Below are 18,107 nucleotides of genomic sequence, written 5' to 3'. Positions count from 1 at the left end.
GACCGAAGCCGAGCTCCTCGACTACCTCCGCCGGGTGACCGCCGACCTGCAGCGCACCCGCGAACGCCTGGTGGCCGCGGAGTCCGCGGGCGACGAGCCGATCGCCGTGGTCGGCATGAGCTGCCGCTACCCCGGCGACGTCGACACCCCCGAAGGGCTGTGGCGGCTGGTCGACGACGGCACCGATGCGATCTCCGGCTTCCCGGACGACCGCGGCTGGCCGCTGGCCGACCTGCTCGGTGACGTCGGCGGGCCGGGCACGTCGGCGACCACCGAGGGCGGCTTCCTGCACGGCGCCGGCGGGTTCGACGCCGCGTTCTTCGGGATGAGCCCGCGCGAGGCGCTGGCCACCGACCCGCAGCAGCGGCTGCTGCTCGAAACCGCTTGGGAGGCCTGCGAAAGCGCGGGCATCGACCCGCTTTCCCTGCGCGGCAGCGACACCGGCGTGTTCGTCGGCGTGATGTACAACGACTACGCGATCGCGCTGCAGGGCGTCACCGAAGACCTGGAAGGCTACCAGAGCAACGGCAGTGCGGGCAGCGTCGCTTCGGGCCGCATCTCCTACACCTTCGGCTTCGAAGGCCCGACGGTCAGCGTCGACACGGCGTGTTCGTCGTCGCTGGTCACCCTCCACCTCGCCGCGCAGGCCCTGCGCCGCGGCGAGTGTTCCCTGGCGCTCGCCGGCGGCGTCGCGATCATGTCGACGCCGATGGTGTTCATCGAGTACAGCCGCCAGGGCGCGCTCTCACCGACCGGCCGCTCCCGCGCGTTCGCCGAGGGCGCCGACGGCACCGGCTGGTCCGAGGGCGTCGGCATGCTGGCGCTGGAAAAGCTGTCCGACGCGCGGCGCAACGGGCACGAGGTCCTCGCCGTGCTGCGGGGTTCCGCGGTCAACTCCGACGGCGCGTCCAACGGTCTCACCGCACCCAACGGCCCGTCGCAGCAACGCGTGATCCGCGCCGCGCTGGCCGACGCCAAGCTCTCACCGTCCGATGTGGACGTCGTCGAGGCGCACGGCACCGGCACTTCGCTCGGCGACCCGATCGAGGCGCAGGCGCTGATCGGCGTCTACGGCCAGGACCGGCCCGAGGGCCGCCCGCTGTGGCTCGGCTCGCTGAAGTCGAACATCGGGCACACCCAGGCCGCGGCCGGCGTCGGCGGCGTGCTGAAGATGATCCTCGCCATGCGCAACGGCGTCCTGCCGCGCACCCTCCACGCCGAGCAGCCGTCGACGAAGATCGACTGGACCGCCGGTGACGTCGAGCTGCTCACCGAACCCCGGCCGTGGCCGCGCACCGGGGCCCCGCGCCGGGCCGCCGTGTCGTCCTTCGGCGTCAGCGGGACCAACGCGCACGTCGTCCTCGAACAAGCACCGCCCGCCGAGCCAGCCGCGGCCGCCGCGGAACCGGCCGCGCTCCCGTGGGTGCTGTCGGCGAAGTCGCCGGAAGCGCTGGCCGCGCAGGCTTCCCGGCTACTGGCCCACCTCGACGAGCACCCGACCCAGCCGCTGTCCGGGATCGCCCGCGCGCTGCTGGCCCGCAGCCGCTTCGACTACCGCGCCGTCGTCGCCGGGACCGACCACGCCACCTTCCGCGAAGGCCTGTCCGCGCTCGCCGCCGGCGTCCCGGCCCCGGCCGTGGCCACCGGCACGGTGACCACCGCGCCCGGCCCGGTGTTCGTCTTTCCCGGCCAGGGTTCGCAGTGGCCGGAGATGGCGATGGCGCTCCTCGAAACCCAGCCCGTCTTCCGCGCCCGAGTCGAAGAGTGCGCCGAAGCACTGAAGCCGTACGTCGACTGGTCGCTGCTGGACGTCCTGACCGGCGTCGAAGGCGCGCCTTCGGTCGACCGCGTCGACGTCGTGCAGCCGGTGCTGTTCTCGGTGATGGTGTCGCTCGCGCACCTGTGGCGCTCCTACGGCGTCCAGCCCGCCGCGGTGCTCGGGCACTCCCAGGGCGAGATCGCCGCCGCGTGTTTCGCCGGAGTCCTTTCGCTGCCCGAAGCCGCGAGGATCGTGACCCTGCGCAGCCGCCTGATCGGCGACCGGCTGGCCGGCCACGGCGGCCTGCTGTCGGTGATGGCGTCGGAGGCCGAAGTCGGCGAACTGCTCGGCGACTTCGAAGGCACGCTGTCGATCGCCGCGGTCAACGGGCCGCGCACGGTCACCGTCGCCGGTGAGCCGGAAGCGCTGACCACGCTGGAAAAGCGCCTGTCGGCGGCCGGGCTGATGCGCTGGCGCGTCGAGGGCGTCGACTTCGCCGCGCACAGCCCCCAGGTGCGCGTGCTGCACGACGAACTCCTGGAGGTTTTGGGCGAACTGCACCCCGGCGAGTCCGCGATCCCGTTCTTCTCCACCGCCGACCAGCGCTGGCTCGACGGGTCCGAAATGGACGCCGAGTACTGGTACCGCAACCTGGAACGCACCGTGCGGTTCGACGCCGGAGTCCTCGCCGCCCTCGAGCGCGGCGCTCGCCACTTCGTCGAGATCAGCCCGCAGCCGGTGCTCAGCCTCGGCCTGCAGGCGCTGCTGGAGCAGTCGGGCACCGGCGCGACGGCATCGGCGACCCTGCTGCTCGGCCACGGCGGCCCCGACCGGTTCCTGGCCGCGCTCGGCGCCGCCTTCGCCCGCGGCGCGGACGTCGACTGGACCCTCGCCGTCCCGCCCGACGGCGAGCGCGTCGCCCTGCCGACGTACCCGTTCCAGCGCACCGATTTCTGGCCCCGCACCGCGATGCGGGCGACCGGCGACATCACCGCGCTCGGCCTCGCCGCCGCCGACCACCCCCTGCTCGGCGCGGTGACGGCGCTGCCCGACACCGAAGGCTTCCTGTTCACCTCGCGGCTGGCCGTGCCGACGCACCCGTGGCTGGCCGAGCACACCTTCGGCGGCGCGGTCCTGCTGCCCGGCACCGCGTTCCTGGAGCTGGCCGTCCGCGCCGGCGACGAGGCCGGCTGCCCGGTCGTCGACGAGCTGACCCTGGCCGTGCCGCTGGTCGTCGCGCCCGGGCAGGCCGTGCGGACGCAGGTCGTGCTCGGCCCGCTGACCCCGGCCGGCCGCCGCACGCTGTCCGTCTACGCCCGGCCCGACGCCGGCGACGAGCCGTGGACCTGCCACGCCACCGGCGTTCTGCGCGCCGGCGACGTGCCCGAGCCGGGGGAGTTCCCCGCCGAGTGGCCACCCGCCGGGGCCGCGCCGATCGACCTGACCGGGTTCTACGAAACGGCGGCCGAAAACGGTTTCGGCTACGGCCCGCTCTTCCGCGGCCTCGAAAAGGCCTGGCGGCACGGCGAAGACGTCTACGCCGAAGTCGCGCTGCCCGAAGCCAACCGCGCCGAAGCGGCGGCGTGCGCCCTGCACCCCGCGCTGCTCGACGCGGCCCTGCACGCGGCGTCGTTCACCGGCGAGGGCCGCAGCCGGCTGCCGTTCTCGTGGACCGACGTCGAGCTGTACGCGGTCGGCGCGTCCCGGGCCCGGGTGCGGATCAGCCCGGCCGGGGCCGACAGCGTCCGCGTCGACCTCGCCGACACCACCGGCACGCCGATCGTGTCCGTCGGCTCGCTGCTGCTGCGTTCGGCGGGGCCCATCGAGACCGCTCCGGCGTACGGCGACAGCCTGTTCCGCTGGGAGTGGCAGCCGGTTCCCGCCCCGGAGCCCGGCCGGCTGGCCGACGGCACGTGGGTCGTCGCAGGCGCCGACGAGTTCGGGCTGACCGGCGCGGTCTACACCCTCGGCCGCGCGGTCGAGACGTTCCTCGGCCTCGGCGCGCTGTCCCGGGCCCTCGACGACGGCCTGCCCGCGCCCCAGGTGATCCTCGTGCCGCTGGTGCCGGTGCGGCCGGAGAACGACCGCGAGGCCGCCCGCGACCTGACGAAATGGGTGCTGGGCGAGGTCCAGGCGTTCCTCGAGGAGGACCGGCTGCGCACCACGCGGCTGGTGTTCGTCACCCGCGGCGCGACCGAAGACGCGCTGGCCGGCGCGACGGCGTGGGGCCTGCTGCGCTCGGCACAGACCGAGAACCCCGGCCGGATCGTGCTGGCCGACCTCGAACGCGAGGGCGACCAGTCCATCCGCGACCTGCTGCCGCTGCTGCCCGGCCTGCTCGCCTCGGGCGAACCGCAGGTCGTGCTGCGCGACGGCGTCCCGCACGTCGGCCGGCTGACCCGCGTGCGCGGCGAGGAATCCACTGTGGACTGGACGGCGGGCAAGGTGCTCGTCACTGGCGGCACCGGGGCGCTGGCCCGGACGGTCGCCCGGCACCTGGTCGCCGAGCACGGCGTCCGCGAACTGTTGCTGGTCAGCCGCAGCGGCCCGGACGCCCCCGGGGCGGCGGAGTTCGCCGACGGGCTGGACGCCACTGTGGACATCCGCGCCTGCGATGTGTCCGATCGGGACAGTCTGGCCCGGTTGCTCGCCGCGGAGCCGTCGGTGCGCGCGGTCGTGCACACCGCCGGGGCGCTGGAGGACGGCGTCCTGGGGTCCTTGACCCCGAAGAAGCTCGACACGGTGTTCGCGCCGAAGCTCGACGCGGCCTGGCACCTGCACGAACTGACCCGCGACCGCGAACTGACGGCGTTCGTGCTGTTCTCGTCGTTCGCCGGGCTCGCGGGCACCGCCGGGCAGGGCAACTACGCGGCCGCAAACGCTTTCCTCGACGCCCTCGCCCGGCATCGGCGTGGTCTCGGCCTGCCCGGGACGTCGATCGCGTGGGGCACCTGGGCCGGGGACGGCAGCGTGATGGCCGCCCGGCTCGACGAAACGAGCCGCCGCCGTCAGGAACGCGGGGGAGCACTGGCGCTCACGGCCGAGCAGGGCGTGGCCCTGTTCGACGCCGCGGTGGCCCGCCCGGCAGAGCCGGTGCTCGCGGCCATCCGGCTCGACCTCGCCGCGATGCGCGCGGCCGGCGAAGTGCCGCCGATGATGCACGCGCTGCTGCCGCCGCCGTCCCGCCGCTCGGCGGCCACGGCGGAACAGGACACGGGCTCGTTCGCCCGGACGTACGCGGGGCTGCCCTCCGGCGACCGGCCGGCGGCGGTGCTGGAACTGGTCCGCGGCCTGGCCGCTGCGGTGCTCGGGCACCCCAGCGCCGCCGCCGTGCCGGCCGACGGGAGCTTCCCCGAACTGGGCTTCGACTCGCTGACCGCGATGGACCTGCGCAACCGCCTGCAGACCGCGACCGGCCTGATCCTGCAGGTCGGCGTGGTGTTCGACCACCCGACCCCGGAAGAGCTGGCCGCGCACCTGGCGGGGGAGCTGGCCACCGAACCGGCGTCCGGCGAGGTCACGACGACGGTATCCGTGCAGGCCCCGGAGACGATCGCGGGCCTGTTCACCGAGGCGCTCAAGGCCGGGCAGCAGGCGGACGCGATCGCGTTCCTGCGTGCGGCGGCGACGTTGCGCCCGAAGTTCCGCACGTCCGAGGAGCTGACCCGCCCGATCCGCCCGCTGCGGCTCGCGCGCCGATCCCCGGACGCCGAGCCGGGGCCGCACCTGATCTGCGTCCCGGCGCTGGTGGCGATGGCGGGGGTGCAGCAGTACTCGCTGTTCGCGGCGTCCTGCCGCGGCCGCCACGACGTCTCGGCGGTCCCCATCCCGGGCTTCACCGACGGCGAAGCACTCCCGGCCGACCGCCAGGCGCTGGTCGAGGCGGAGGCCGACGCGATCACGGCGTACACCGGCGGCGAACCGGCGATCGTGCTCGGCGTGTCCACCGGCGGCCTGCTGGTGCACGCGATCGCGACCGAGCTGTGTCGCCGCGGCACGCCCCCGGCCGGCGTCGCGCTGCTGGACCCGTACGCGGTGGACAGCGAGTTCGTGTCCAGTGCCGGCGGTGGCCTGATGCAGGGGCTGTACAAGCGCAACCAGCAGTACACCGAGGTGACGAGCGCGGGCCTGTCGGCGATGGCGTGGTGCTTCGACCTGATGGAGGGCTGGGAGCTGGGGCCGCTGCCGTGCCCGACGCTGCTGGTCCGCGCGTCCGAGCCGATCGTCGCGGCGCAGGAGTCGGTGGACTGGCGTTCGGCGTGGGCCCACGCGGACACGGTGGCCGACGTGCCGGGCAACCACTTCACGATCGTCGAGGAGCACATCGCGGAGGCGGTCGCGGCGGTGCGGGCCTGGCTCCCGCCGGTCGGCTAGCGTGCGGGGCGTGTTCCAGGACTTCAACTTCAAGCTGGTCGTCGTCGAGAAGCTGATGTACGACGACGAGGTGCTGGCCCCGCCGTTCCGCATCGCCGACGTCCTGCCGTCGGACGACCCGTGGCAGTACGCGTACGACCGGGGCCTGGCCTACCAGGTCCTGCCGGAAGCGCGGGCGTACTTCTCGGCCTTGGAGATCGCCCCGGCCCTGCTGGCGACGGTGGACGAACTGGTGATGGACGGCGGCCTGCGCGTCTACCAGGAGTGCGCCCCGGTCTGGGACGGCGAGGACGCCCTGTTCGACATCGGATCGCTGGCGGACCTGGCGCTGCTCCCGAACCTGCGCCGGGTGCTCGGCTCGGAGTTCCTGGGCCGTGAGCTGCAGGCGGAACTGGCGGCGCGCGGCATCGCGGCGGACTGACGTGCTGGACTTCCTCCGCGAGTTCCCGGGCGCGGCGGTCATCGACGAGATCGGCGCCTCGTCGAAGTGGCGGCTGAGCGGCCGGCCGGCGCGCCACCTACGACATCTCACTGGACGGGCAGCGCGACCACGCGGCCGAAGTCGAACGCGACATCGTCGAGTTCCTGACCAACCTGGCCGAGGGGCGCGTCCTGCGCGGGCACGACGGGCGGAAGTTCGTGCTCGTCTTCCCCCTGGACGGCGCCTACGTCCGGATCGTGCGAAGGCGCGTCCTGACCAGCGCCTCCACGCACGCCACCCGGCCCGCCGGCGACTTCGTCCCCTTGGATTGAACGCGGAGAAACCCCGGCACCTGGGGTCGTGCCGGGGTTCCTCCGCCGCGGGAAGGCAGCCGCGAGACTAGGGGACGGGGTCGGGGGTGGGGCGCTCCAGGACCGGGGTCTTCGTGTCCGCAGGCAGGGCCGGCTCGACCGGCACCGCGACCTTCGCCGCCGCGCGCTTGGCCGCCTGTCGGCCCAGTGCCTTGTAGCGGGCGCGGTGGTTGAACCACTCCGCGATCAGCAGGTTCACCACCCACGGCACCCACGACGTCAGCGTGGACACCTGGTCCTGCACCGCCGGCGGGCCGTCGACGCCCATGGTGAAGACCTCGGGCTCCAGCCACAGGATCGCCGGGCCCAGCCAGAAGCGGGACGCCAGGATCGAGAAGCACAGCGCGAAGCTGCGCAGCATCCACTCGCGGTGCTCGACGATCCGCCCCTGCCGCGCCCGGCGGAACCCGACGATCGTCGTGCCCAGCCACAGCAGGCCCAGCAGCGCGTTGCCCGCCTTCTGGCCCGCGCCGTGCGTGAGGAACGGCGTGATCGTGAGAATCGCGAGCCCGGCCGGCAGCGCACCGCCGAGCACGTAGATCCGCCCGGAGATCCGGTGCAGCTTCGGCTTGCGGTTGCGCAGCCACGGCCAGACCTGGATCGACGCCGTCACGAACGCCACCGACCCGAAGACGATGTGCGCCACCAGCAGCGGGTAGTAGAACGGCAGGTCGAGGCGAGTCGCCGCGGTCGACTTGCTCGGGTCGAAGCCCAGGTAGTTGGGCAGCCGGAACGCCAGGAACCCGAACACCAGGAAGTAGAAGGGGACGATCCAGGGGCGTCTCAACGCCCGTCCGATGCTTGCCATGGCCTGCCTTCCTTCGGGACATCCGGCGCGAAGAGCATGCCGCCGGGAAACCACGGAAAACCGCAGACTTGACCCCCGCCCCGCCCCGCCCCGGCCCGTCCCGCCCCTGCCCCGCCCCGGCCCGCCCCGCCCCGGCCGCGCCCCGCCCGGCTGTCTCCGCCCGGCGCCCGGCCCGGCCCGTCCTGGTCTGCCCCGCTGCCCGCCCGCATCGCCCCCGGAGGTCGCGAATGACTCATTCGGGACCTCCGAGGTCCCGAATGAGTCATTCGCGACACCGCCGCCACTTGCCGCCGCCACTCGCCGCCGCGCGACCAGCGCCGGCGTGGTTAGGCCCCCGTCGGCCCGCTCCCGCCCCCGCCACCCACCCCCGCCGAACGTAGTGAATGACTCATTCCTGTCGCCGGACGCAGTGAATGACTCATTCCTGTCGTCCGGCCACCCGCAACCCACGCGATCTCTGGGGAAAAACCGGGCCGGACGGCGGCATAGTCGCCTTCGACCTGAAACCCGAAGTCCGAAACCCGAAACCTGAAACCCCGGCGGTGGCTCCCGCGTCGCGAGGCGGCGGGCGCCCGCCCGAACCGGATCACTGGGAGCGCCGCGGTGGATCGAGCCGAGCACGTTGTCCGCGAAGGTGCCGTCGCGATCGTGGGCCTGGCCTGCCGCCTGCCCGCGGCGCCCGCGCCCGGCGCCTTCTGGACCCTGTTGCGCGAAGGCGCCGACGGCACCGGCGACGTCCCGCCGGACCGCCGCGCCGATGTGCCGCCCGGGACTCGCCGCGGCGGGTTCGTGTCCGATGTGGACACCTTCGACGCCGCGTTCTTCGGCATCCCCGCCCGCGAAGCCGCGACCATGGACCCGCAGCAGCGCCTCGCCCTCGAGCTCGGCTGGGAAGCCCTCGAAGACGCGCGGATCGTCCCGAAAACCCTCGAAGGCTCCTCGACCGGCGTCTTCGTCGGCGCGAGCGCGGACGACTACGCCACCCTGCTCAAGCAGCGCGGCGCGAACGCGATCGGGCACCACACGCTCACCGGGCAGAGCCGCGCGGTCGTCGCCAACCGGATCTCCTACGCCTTCGGTCTGCGCGGGCCGAGCCTGTCGGTGGACACCGGGCAGTCGTCGTCGCTGGTCGCCGTGCACCTCGCCTGCGAAGCCCTGCGCAGCGGTGAGGCCGAGCTGGCGCTGGCCGGCGGCGTCCAGCTGAACCTGGCCCCGGAGAGCACGATCGCCGCCGACCGGTTCGGCGGGCTCTCGCCCGACGGCCGCTGCTACACCTTCGACGCACGCGCCAACGGTTACGTCCGCGGCGAGGGCGGCGGCTTCGTCGTCCTCAAGCCCCTCGCCGCCGCGCTGCGGGACGGCGATCGCGTCCACTGCGTCATCGAAGGCGGCGCGGTCAACAACGACGGCTTCAGCGAAACCCTCACCACGCCCAGCGCCGACGCCCAGGAAGCGGTCATCCGGGCCGCGCTGCGCCGCGCGGACATCCCCGCCGAAGCCGTCCGGTACGTCGAGCTGCACGGCACCGGCACCCGCGTCGGCGACCCGCTCGAAGCCGCCGCGCTCGGGGCCGTGTTCGCGCCCGGCCGCGGCGAAGACCCGCTGTGGGTCGGTTCGGTCAAGACGAACATCGGCCACCTCGAAGGCGCCGCCGGCATCGCGGGCCTGCTGAAGGTCGCGCTCTCGCTGGCTCACGGCGAGGTCCCGCCCAGCCGCAACCACGAGCACCCCAACCCGGCCATCCGGTTCGACGACTGGCGCCTGCGCGTCGCCCGCGAACCTCTTCCCTGGCCGGAAAACACCTACGCCGGGGTCTCGTCGTTCGGCATGGGCGGCACGAACTGCCACCTCGTCCTCTCCGCCGTACCGAGGACGACCCAGCCGCCCCGCCCGAAAACCGGATCAGCCCCCTGGGTGCTCTCCGCCCGCACCCCGCGCGCCCTGCGCGGCCAAGCCGAAGCCCTGACCGGGCGCGACGCCGATCCGCTCGACATCGCGCACTCCCTGGCCACCACGCGCAGCGCGTTCCCGCACCGGGCCGTCGTGCTCGACCCCGCCGCCCTGCCCGCGCTCGCCGCCGGTGAGCCCTCGGCCGACGTCGTCTCCGGGACGGCGGGCGAGCACCGCCTCGCCATCCTCTTCCCCGGCCAGGGCGCCCAGCGGCCCGGCATGGGCCGCGAGCTGTACGAGCGGTTCCCGGTGTTCGCCGAGGCGCTCGACGAGATCTGCGCGCGCTGCGACACCGAACGCCCGCTGCGGGACGTGCTGTTCGCCGAGCCGGGTTCGGCCGACGCCGCCGTGCTCGACGAAACCGGGCACACCCAGCCCGCGCTGTTCGCCTACGAAGTCGCGCTGTACCGGCTGTTCGCCTCGTGGGGCGTCGAGCCGGCGTACGTCGCCGGGCACTCGGTCGGCGAGATCGCCGCCGCCCACGTCGCCGGCGTGCTGTCCCTCGACGACGCCTGCGTGCTGGTCACTGCCCGCGGCCGGCTGATGGGCTCGCTGCCGCCGGGCGGCGCGATGGTGTCGGTCCGCGCCGCCGCGGCCGAGGTCGAGCCGCTGCTGGGCGACGGGGTCGTGCTCGCCGCGGTCAACGGGCCCGCGCACGTCGTGCTCGCCGGCCCGGAGGAGCCGGTGCTGGCGCTGGCCGCCCGGTTCGAGGCCGAGGGCCGCAAGGTCAGCCGCCTGGCCGTCTCGCACGCGTTCCACTCGCCGCTGATGGACCCGATGCTGGCCGAGTACCGCCGGGTCGTCGAGCAGCTCGACCTGCGCGCGCCGCGTCGGCCGATCGTCTCGACGGTGACCGGCCGCGAGATCCGCCAGGCCCAGCTGGGCGACCCCGAGTACTGGGTCCGCCAAGCCCGCGACACCGTCCGCTTCGCCGACGCCGTCACCGCGTTGTCCCGCCAGGGGATCACGGCGTTCCTCGAACTGGGCCCGGACGGCACCCTCACCTCGCTGGTCCGCGCCGGCCTGGGCGGCGACGCGGTGGCCGTGCGGTCTTCGCGGTCGCGGCGCCCCGAGGACTTCGGCGCCGTCGCGGCGCTGGCCGAGCTGCACGTCCACGGCATCGACGTCGACTGGACGAAGCTCACCGGCGGCGGCCGCCCGCTCGACCTGCCGACCTACGCCTTCGACCGCGAACGCCACTGGTTCGACGCGCCCGAACCGAAACCCGCGGCCGCCCCCGTCGACCGCGACCTGCTGAAGCTCGTCACCGCCGAAGCCGCCGCGGTCCTCGGCACCGCGGTCGACCCCACGACGTCCTTCCGCGAACTGGGCTTCGACTCGGCGATGAACGTCGACCTCGCGGTCCGGCTCGGCACCGCCACCGGCCGCACGCTGGCCACGACCGCGCTGTTCGACCACCCGACCGCCCGCGCGCTCGCCGAGCACCTCGCCGGCGCCGCGCCGGTGACCGCACCCGGGATCACCTCGTCCGGCGACGCCGACCCCGTCGTCATCGTCGGCCTCGGCTGCCGCTACCCGGGCGGAGCCGGTTCCCCCGAAGAACTCTGGCAGCTCGTCGAGTCCGAAGTGGACGCGATCACCGCGATGCCCGCCGACCGCGGCTGGCCCGCGTCGGTGCTCGGCACCGGACGGCCGGGCGGGTTCCTCGCCGACGTCGCCGGGTTCGACGCCGGCCTGTTCGGCATTTCGCCGCGGGAAGCGCAGGCGATGGAACCCCAGCAGCGGCTGGTGCTCGAAGTCGTCTGGGAGACCCTGGAGCGCGCCGGCATCGCGCCGTCGTCGCTGCGCGGCACCCGGACCGGCGTGTTCGTCGGCGCCACCGCGCAGGACTACGGGCCGCGGCTGGCCGAAGGCACCGGCGACGCCGAGGGGTACGTGCTCACCGGCACCTCGCCGAGCCTGGTCTCCGGCCGGGTCGCCTACGTGCTCGGCACCGGCGGTCCGGCCGTCACCGTGGACACGGCGTGCTCCTCGTCGCTGGTCGCGCTGCACCTGGCCGTCCGCTCGGTGCGCTCGGGCGAGACGGCGCTGGCCATCGCCGGTGGCGTGACGGTGATGGCCGAGCCGGGCATCTTCGTCGAGTTCGCCAAGCAGGGCGGCCTGTCGGAAGATGGGCGCTGCAAGGCGTTCGGCGACGGCGCGGACGGCACCGGCTGGGCCGAGGGCGTCGGCATGGTCGTCGTCGAACGGCTTTCGCGCGCTCGCGAGCTCGGCCACGACGTCCTCGCGATCGTGCGCGGCTCCGCGGTCAACTCCGACGGCGCGTCCAACGGCCTCACCGCGCCCAGCGGCCCGGCGCAGCAGCGCGTGCTCCGCGAGGCACTCGGCGACGCCGGTCTCGCGCCCGCCGACGTCGACGTCCTCGAAGCGCACGGCACCGGCACCCGGCTCGGCGACCCGATCGAAGCGCGCGCCGCGCTCGCCGTCTACGGGCAGGAGCGGGAAACACCGCTGCTGCTCGGCTCGATCAAGTCGAACATCGGGCACACGCAGGCCGCGGCCGGGATCGCCGGCGTCATCAAGATGATCGCGGCGATGCGGCACGGCGTCGTTCCCCGCACCCTGCACGCCGAAACGCCGTCGTCCCATGTGGACTGGACGGCGGGCGCGGTCGACCTCGTCACCGCGGCCCGCGAGTGGCCGGACGCCGGACGGCCGCGCCGCGCGGCCGTGTCGTCGTTCGGCATCAGCGGGACGAACGCGCACCTGATCCTGGAGCAGGCCCCGGCGGACGCCATCGCCGAGCCCGCGCGCGAAGTCGTGGCCGCCGCCGTGCCGTGGGTCGTCTCGGCGCAGTCCGAAGCCGCGTTGCGAGCCGCCGTCGAGAGCCTCCGCGACTTCGAAGCTGACCCCATCGACGTCGGGCATTCGCTGCTCACCACGCGTTCTTCGTTCGACCGCCGGGCGGTGTTGCTGGGCGGGGCCGAGATCGCGAGCGGCACCGCGCCCGCGCTGGCGCCGTCCGTCGCCGCGGTGTTCGCCGGGCAGGGCACCCAGCGCGTCGGCATGGGCCGCGAGCTGGCCGCGCGGTTCCCGGCCTTCGCGGCCGCGTACGCGGAGATCTGCGCGCACTTCCCGGCCGAGGTAGCGGCGGCGATCGCCACCGAAGACCCGGCCGAACTCGACCGCACCGGCGTCGCCCAGCCCGCGCTGTTCGCCCTCGAAGTCGCGCTGTTCCGGCTCGCCGAGTCGCTCGGCGTGCGTGCGGACCGGGTCGCCGGGCACTCGATCGGCGAGCTGGCCGCGGCGCACGTCGCCGGGGTGCTCGACCTGCCGGACGCGTGCACGCTCGTCGTCGCGCGCGGCCGCCTGATGGAGGCGCTGCCCGAAGGCGGCGCGATGATCGCCTTGCAGGCCACCGAAGCCGAGGTCCGGCCGCTGCTCACCGACGGCGTCGCGATCGCCGCCGTCAACGCGCCCGAATCCCTGGTCGTCTCCGGGGAAGAGAGCGCGTTGCTGCGGCTGGCGGCGTCCTTCGAGGAGGCCCGGCGGCTTTCGGTGTCGCACGCGTTCCACTCGCCGCTGATGACGCCGATGCTCGACGCCTTCCGGCGCGTGGCCGAAGGGTTGACGTTCCACGAGCCCACGCTGCCGGTCGTCTCGACGGTCACCGGCCGCCCGGCCGGACCGGGTGAGCTGACCGATCCGGGCTACTGGGTCGCCCAGGTCGTCGCCACCGTGCGCTTCGCCGATGCGCTGGAGTCGTTGCGGGACAACGGGATCGGCACGTTCGTCGAAATAGGACCGGACAGCACCCTCGCCGGTTTGGTCGCGCGCACGCTGCCGGAGGCGTCCCCGGTGCCGCTGCTGCGCTCGGACCGGCCGGAAGAGACGGCGTTCGCTACCGCGCTTGGCCGCTTGCACGTCCTCGGCGCCGAACTCGACTGGACGGCGTTCTACGCCGGCACCGGCGCCCGCCGCGTCGCCCTGCCCACGTATGCCTTCCAGCACGAACGCTTCTGGGTCACCGCGCGGCCGTCGGCCCGCCCGTTCGACCGCTCGGACCACCCGTTGCTCGGCGCGGCCGTCGAACTGCCCGGCGAAGACGGCGTCGTGCTCACCGGGCACGTCTCGCCGGACGCGCTGCCGTGGCCGGCGGGGCACGTCGTCGAAGACCGGATCCTGTTCCCCGGCACCGGGTTCGTCGAACTCGCGTTGCGCGCCGGCGCCGAACTCGGCTGCGGCGCACTCGCCGAACTGACCCTCACCGCGCCGCTGCCACTCCCGGCCGACGGCGTCACCGTGCAGGTCCGCGTCGGCGCCGACGACGGCGGCCGCCCGGTCACCGTGCACTCCCGCGCGGCCGGCGGCCCGTGGACCGAGCACGCGACCGGCCGCCTGGTCCCGGCCGTCGCGGCCCCGGTGCTCCCGGACGGCGAGCGCGGCGAAGAGATCGACGTCGCCGAGCTGTACCCGACCCTGGCCGCGGCCGGGCTGGCCTACGGGCCCGCCTTCCGCGGCGTGCGTGCGGCCTGGCACGAAGGCGACGACCTGTGCGCGGACCTCGTGCTGCCCCAGGAAGCCGGCGACCCGGCCGGCTACCTGCTGCACCCGGCCCTGTTCGACGCCGCGCTGCACCTGGTGCCGTTCCTCGGGCTCGACCCGCGCCCGCGTGCCCGGCTGCCGTTCGTCTGGTCCGACGTCGGCCTGCACGCGGTGGGCGCGTCCGCGCTGCGGCTGCGGCTGCGGCGCCTCGGCCCGGACACCGTGACGCTGTCCGTGACCGACCCCGAAGGCGCGCCGGTCGCCACCGTCGGGTCGCTCGTGCTGCGGCCCCCGGCCGACGCGGCTCCGGCGGCGCCGCCGTTGCTGCACGTCGAGTGGACGCGGAAGGACCTCGGCGCCCCGGCCGAGCTGACCTGGGCCGTCGTCGGCGCGGACGAGGACGGCCTCGGCGCGCTGCTGGCCGGGCGCCACGCGGTGCCGTCGTCGGCCGACGTGCTGCTCGTGCCGGTCCCGGACGCCGTGGGCCTGCCGGTCCCGGCCGCCGTCCGGCTGGTGACGGCGACGGTGCTGAGCCACCTGCGCGGGCACCTCGAGGACGGCAAGCGCCTGGTGTTCGTCACCCGCGGCGGCCCGGTCGCCGCGGCCGTCGAGGGGCTCGTCCGCTCGGCGCAGGCGGAACGGCCGGGCCGCTTCTTCCTGCTGTCCGGCGTGCCCTCGGCGGCGGAGCTGGCCGCGCTCCCGACATCCGGTGAGACCGAAGCCCGCGTCCGCGACGGCCGGGTCGAGGTGCCGCGCCTGGCGCCGGTGCCCGCCGGCGAGCCCGGTGCGGTCGAGTGGGGGACCGGCGCCGTCCTGATCACCGGCGGTACGGGTGGCCTCGGCGGTCACGTCGCCCGGCACCTGGTGACGGCCCACGGCGTGACGCGGCTGGTCCTCGCCGGTCGCCGCGGTGCCGAGGCACCCGGCGCCCGGGAACTGGCCGGCGAGCTGACCGCGCTCGGCGCGGCGGTGGACGTGGCCGCGTGCGACGTCTCCGACCGCGACGCCGTCGCCGCACTGCTGGCCGCGCACGACGTCACCGGCGTGGTGCACGCCGCCGGGGTCCTCGACGACGGCGTGCTCGACGCACTGACCCCCGCCCGGCTCGCCGGCGTGCTCGCCCCGAAGGTCGACGCGGCCTGGCACCTGCACGAACTGGCCCCGGAGCTGTCCGCGTTCGTCGTGTTCACGTCGGTGTTCGGCGTGCTCGGCAACGGCGGCCAAGGCGCGTACACCGCGGCCAACGCGGTCCTCGACGACCTGGTCCGCACCCGGGCCGCCGCCGGGCTCCCGGCCCGCGCGATCGCCTGGGGCCCGTGGGCGCGCGAGAGCGGCATGACCGGCACGCTGTCCGAAGCGGGCCTGCGGCGGATGGCCCGCGCCGGGCTGCCGGCGCACTCGGTCGAGGAAGGCCTGGCCTGGTTCGACGCGGCCCTCGCCGGGGCCGAACCCGCCGTCGTCGCCGCGCACGTCGACCGCGCCGCCCTGCGCGCGCTGGACGTCGTGCCGCCGGTGTTCCACCGCCTGGCCCCGCCGCGCCCGCGCCGCGCGGCCGCCGCGGCGACCGACTTCGGCGCGCTGGTCGTGTCGACGGTGGCGAACGTCCTCGGGCACGCATCCGCGGCGTCGGTCGACTCGTCGCTGACGTTCCGCGAGCTGGGCCTGGATTCCCTGACGTCGGTGGAGCTGCGCAACCGGCTCGCCGAGGCGACCGGGCGCCGGCTGCCCGCGACGCTGGTGTTCGACCACCCGACCCCGGACGCCGTCACCGCGTTCCTCGAAGACGGCCTTTCGCTGCGGCCGGCCAAGGTGGCCGCGCCGCGCGGCGACGACCCGATCGTCGTCGTCGGCATGGCCTGCCGGTACCCGGGCGGGGTGGCGTCGCCGGAGGACTTCTGGGAGCTGCTGACCGAGGGCCGCGACGGCATCACCCCGATGCCCGCCGACCGCGGCTGGCACGTCCCCGGCGCGGACTTCGCCGGGGGCTTCCTGCACGAGGCCACCGGGTTCGATGCCGACTTCTTCGGCATTTCCCCGCGGGACGCGCTCAGCGCCGACCCGCAGCAGCGGCTGCTCCTGGAAGTATCGTGGGAGGCGTTCGAGCGGGCGGGCATCGACCCGACGTCGCTGAAGGGCTCGGACACCGGCGTGTTCGCCGGGGTGATGTACCACGACTACGCGGCGATCGCACAGGATCCCGAGGCGCGGGGCTTCGACGTCAACGGCACCGCGGGCAGTATCGCGTCCGGGCGGGTCGCGTACGCGCTCGGCCTGGAGGGCCCGGCGGTCACGGTGGACACGGCGTGTTCGTCGTCGCTGGTGGCGCTGCACTGGGCGGCCCAGGCGCTGCGCTCGGGGGAGTGTTCGCTGGCGCTGGCCGGTGGGGTCACGGTCATGTCGACCCCGGCGACGTTCGTCGACTTCGCCCGCCAAGGCGGACTGGCCGGTGACGGCCGTTGCAAGTCCTTTTCGGACGACGCGGACGGCACCGGGTGGTCCGAAGGGGTCGGCCTGCTCGTGCTGGAGCGGCAGTCGGACGCGGTCCGGAATGGACACCGGGTTTTAGCTGTGCTGCGCGGTTCGGCGGTCAACCAGGACGGTGCTTCGAACGGCCTCACCGCGCCGAACGGTCCTTCGCAGCAGCGGGTGATCCTGTCTGCGCTGGCGGCGTCCGGTCTGTCCACTTCGGACGTCGACGTCGTCGAAGCCCACGGCACCGGGACCACGCTGGGTGACCCGATCGAGGCGCAGGCGTTGCTGGCGACCTATGGCCAGGACCGCTCGACGCCGTTGCTGCTGGGCTCGGTGAAGTCGAACATCGGGCACACCCAGGCCGCCGCCGGAGTCGCCGGCATCATCAAGATGATCCTCGCCATGCGCCACGGCGTCGTGCCGAAGTCGCTGTGGGCGGGGACACCGTCGTCCCATGTGGACTGGGCGTCGGGGTCCGTCGAACTGCTCGCGGAAGCACGGGAGTGGCCGGCCGCCGACCGGCCGCGGCGGGCGGGTGTGTCGTCGTTCGGGATCAGCGGGACCAACGCCCACGTCGTCATCGAAGCCCCGGTCGTCGAGCCGGTTCCCGCTGCCGAGCGCCCAGTGGTGCCGTGGGTGCTCTCGGCGCGTTCGGAAGCGGCGCTGACCGACCAGATCGCCCGCGTCACCGCGGTTTCCCCAGCGCCGCTGGACGCCGGGTTCACGCTGGCGACCACCCGCGCCCGGTTCCCGCACCGCGCGGTCCTGCTGGCCGGTGCCGACGGCGTGCGCGAGGTCGCGCGGGGTGTCGCGGCCCCGGGACCGCTGGCCTTCCTGTTCACCGGGCAGGGCGCCCAGCGGCTCGGGATGGGCCGGGAGCTGGCCGCGGAGTACCCGGTGTTCGCGGCGGCGTTCGACGAGGTCTTGGCCGGGTTCGACGATTCGGTGCGCGCGGTCGTGTGGGGGGCCGACGCCGAGGCGCTGGCCGCAACCGGCGTCGCGCAACCGGCGTTGTTCGCGATCGAAGTGGCACTGTCCCGCCTGCTGGCGTCGTGGGGCGTGCGCCCGGACTTCGTGGCCGGGCACTCGGTGGGGGAGATCGCGGCCGCGCACGTGGCCGGGGTGCTGTCCCTGGCCGACGCGGTCACCCTGGTGTCCGCGCGCGGCCGGCTGATGCAGGCCCTGCCGCGCGGCGGGGCGATGGTGGCGATCGAAGCGTCCGAAGAGGACGTCCGTGCCGAGCTGATCGACGGCGCCGACCTCGCCGCGGTGAACGGCCCGCGGTCCGTGGTGGTCTCCGGCGTCGAAGCGGCGGTCCTCTCCGTGGCTGCTCGGTTCGGAAAGTCCAAGCGGCTGAAGGTGTCGCACGCGTTCCATTCGTCCTTGATGGATCCGATGCTGGCGGAGTTCCGCGCGGTGGTGGCGGAATTGTCGTTCGCGCCGCCG

Annotated in this window: 4 protein-coding genes and 1 pseudogene (1 of these 5 running past the window's edge); 3 read left to right on the top strand and 2 right to left on the bottom strand. The window is 74.6% G+C overall.

The annotated features are described in order from the left end of the window. Window position 1: 1 nt before the first annotated feature. A pseudogene (locus SD460_RS34045) lies at window positions 2-6,133 on the top strand (type I polyketide synthase); the annotation flags it as partial. A 10-nt stretch (window positions 6,134-6,143) separates the two neighbouring features. After that, window positions 6,144-6,554 (top strand): DUF6892 domain-containing protein, encoded by a 411-nt coding sequence (locus SD460_RS34040; RefSeq protein ID WP_290060717.1) that lies wholly within the window; start codon window positions 6,144-6,146, stop codon window positions 6,552-6,554. Window positions 6,555-6,661: 107 nt separating this feature from the next. Here the strand turns inward: SD460_RS34040 and SD460_RS34035 are convergent, their stop codons facing one another. After that, on the bottom strand, window positions 6,662-6,847 hold the full coding sequence (locus SD460_RS34035) for a hypothetical protein (protein ID WP_290060715.1): 186 nt from the start codon (window positions 6,845-6,847) through the stop codon (window positions 6,662-6,664). Window positions 6,848-6,953: 106 nt separating this feature from the next. Continuing rightward, window positions 6,954-7,733, bottom strand: a complete 780-nt coding sequence (locus SD460_RS34030; RefSeq protein WP_290060713.1) for a DUF2306 domain-containing protein — start codon at window positions 7,731-7,733, stop codon at window positions 6,954-6,956. A 603-nt stretch (window positions 7,734-8,336) separates the two neighbouring features. On the opposite strand from SD460_RS34030, the gene SD460_RS34025 reads away from it, so the two are divergent. Beyond that, window positions 8,337-18,107, top strand: the start of a protein-coding gene (locus SD460_RS34025; RefSeq protein WP_318307274.1) for an SDR family NAD(P)-dependent oxidoreductase. It continues 17,454 nt past the right edge of the window; the window shows 9,771 of its 27,225 coding nt (coding positions 1-9,771); its start codon is at window positions 8,337-8,339; its stop codon lies beyond the right edge, outside the window.

It is taken from the genome of Amycolatopsis solani, assembly GCF_033441515.1.
Lineage (GTDB): Bacteria > Actinomycetota > Actinomycetes > Mycobacteriales > Pseudonocardiaceae > Amycolatopsis > Amycolatopsis solani.
Note: the sequence above shows the minus strand (reverse complement) of the source record. Positions and strands in the feature narration are given on the sequence as shown.

What these genes read in the sequence shown, in the direction of transcription:
- SD460_RS34030 (WP_290060713.1), bottom strand. Translation starts at nt 7,733, where the DNA reads ATGGCAAGCATCGGACGGGCGTTGAGACGCCCCTGGATCGTCCCCTTC.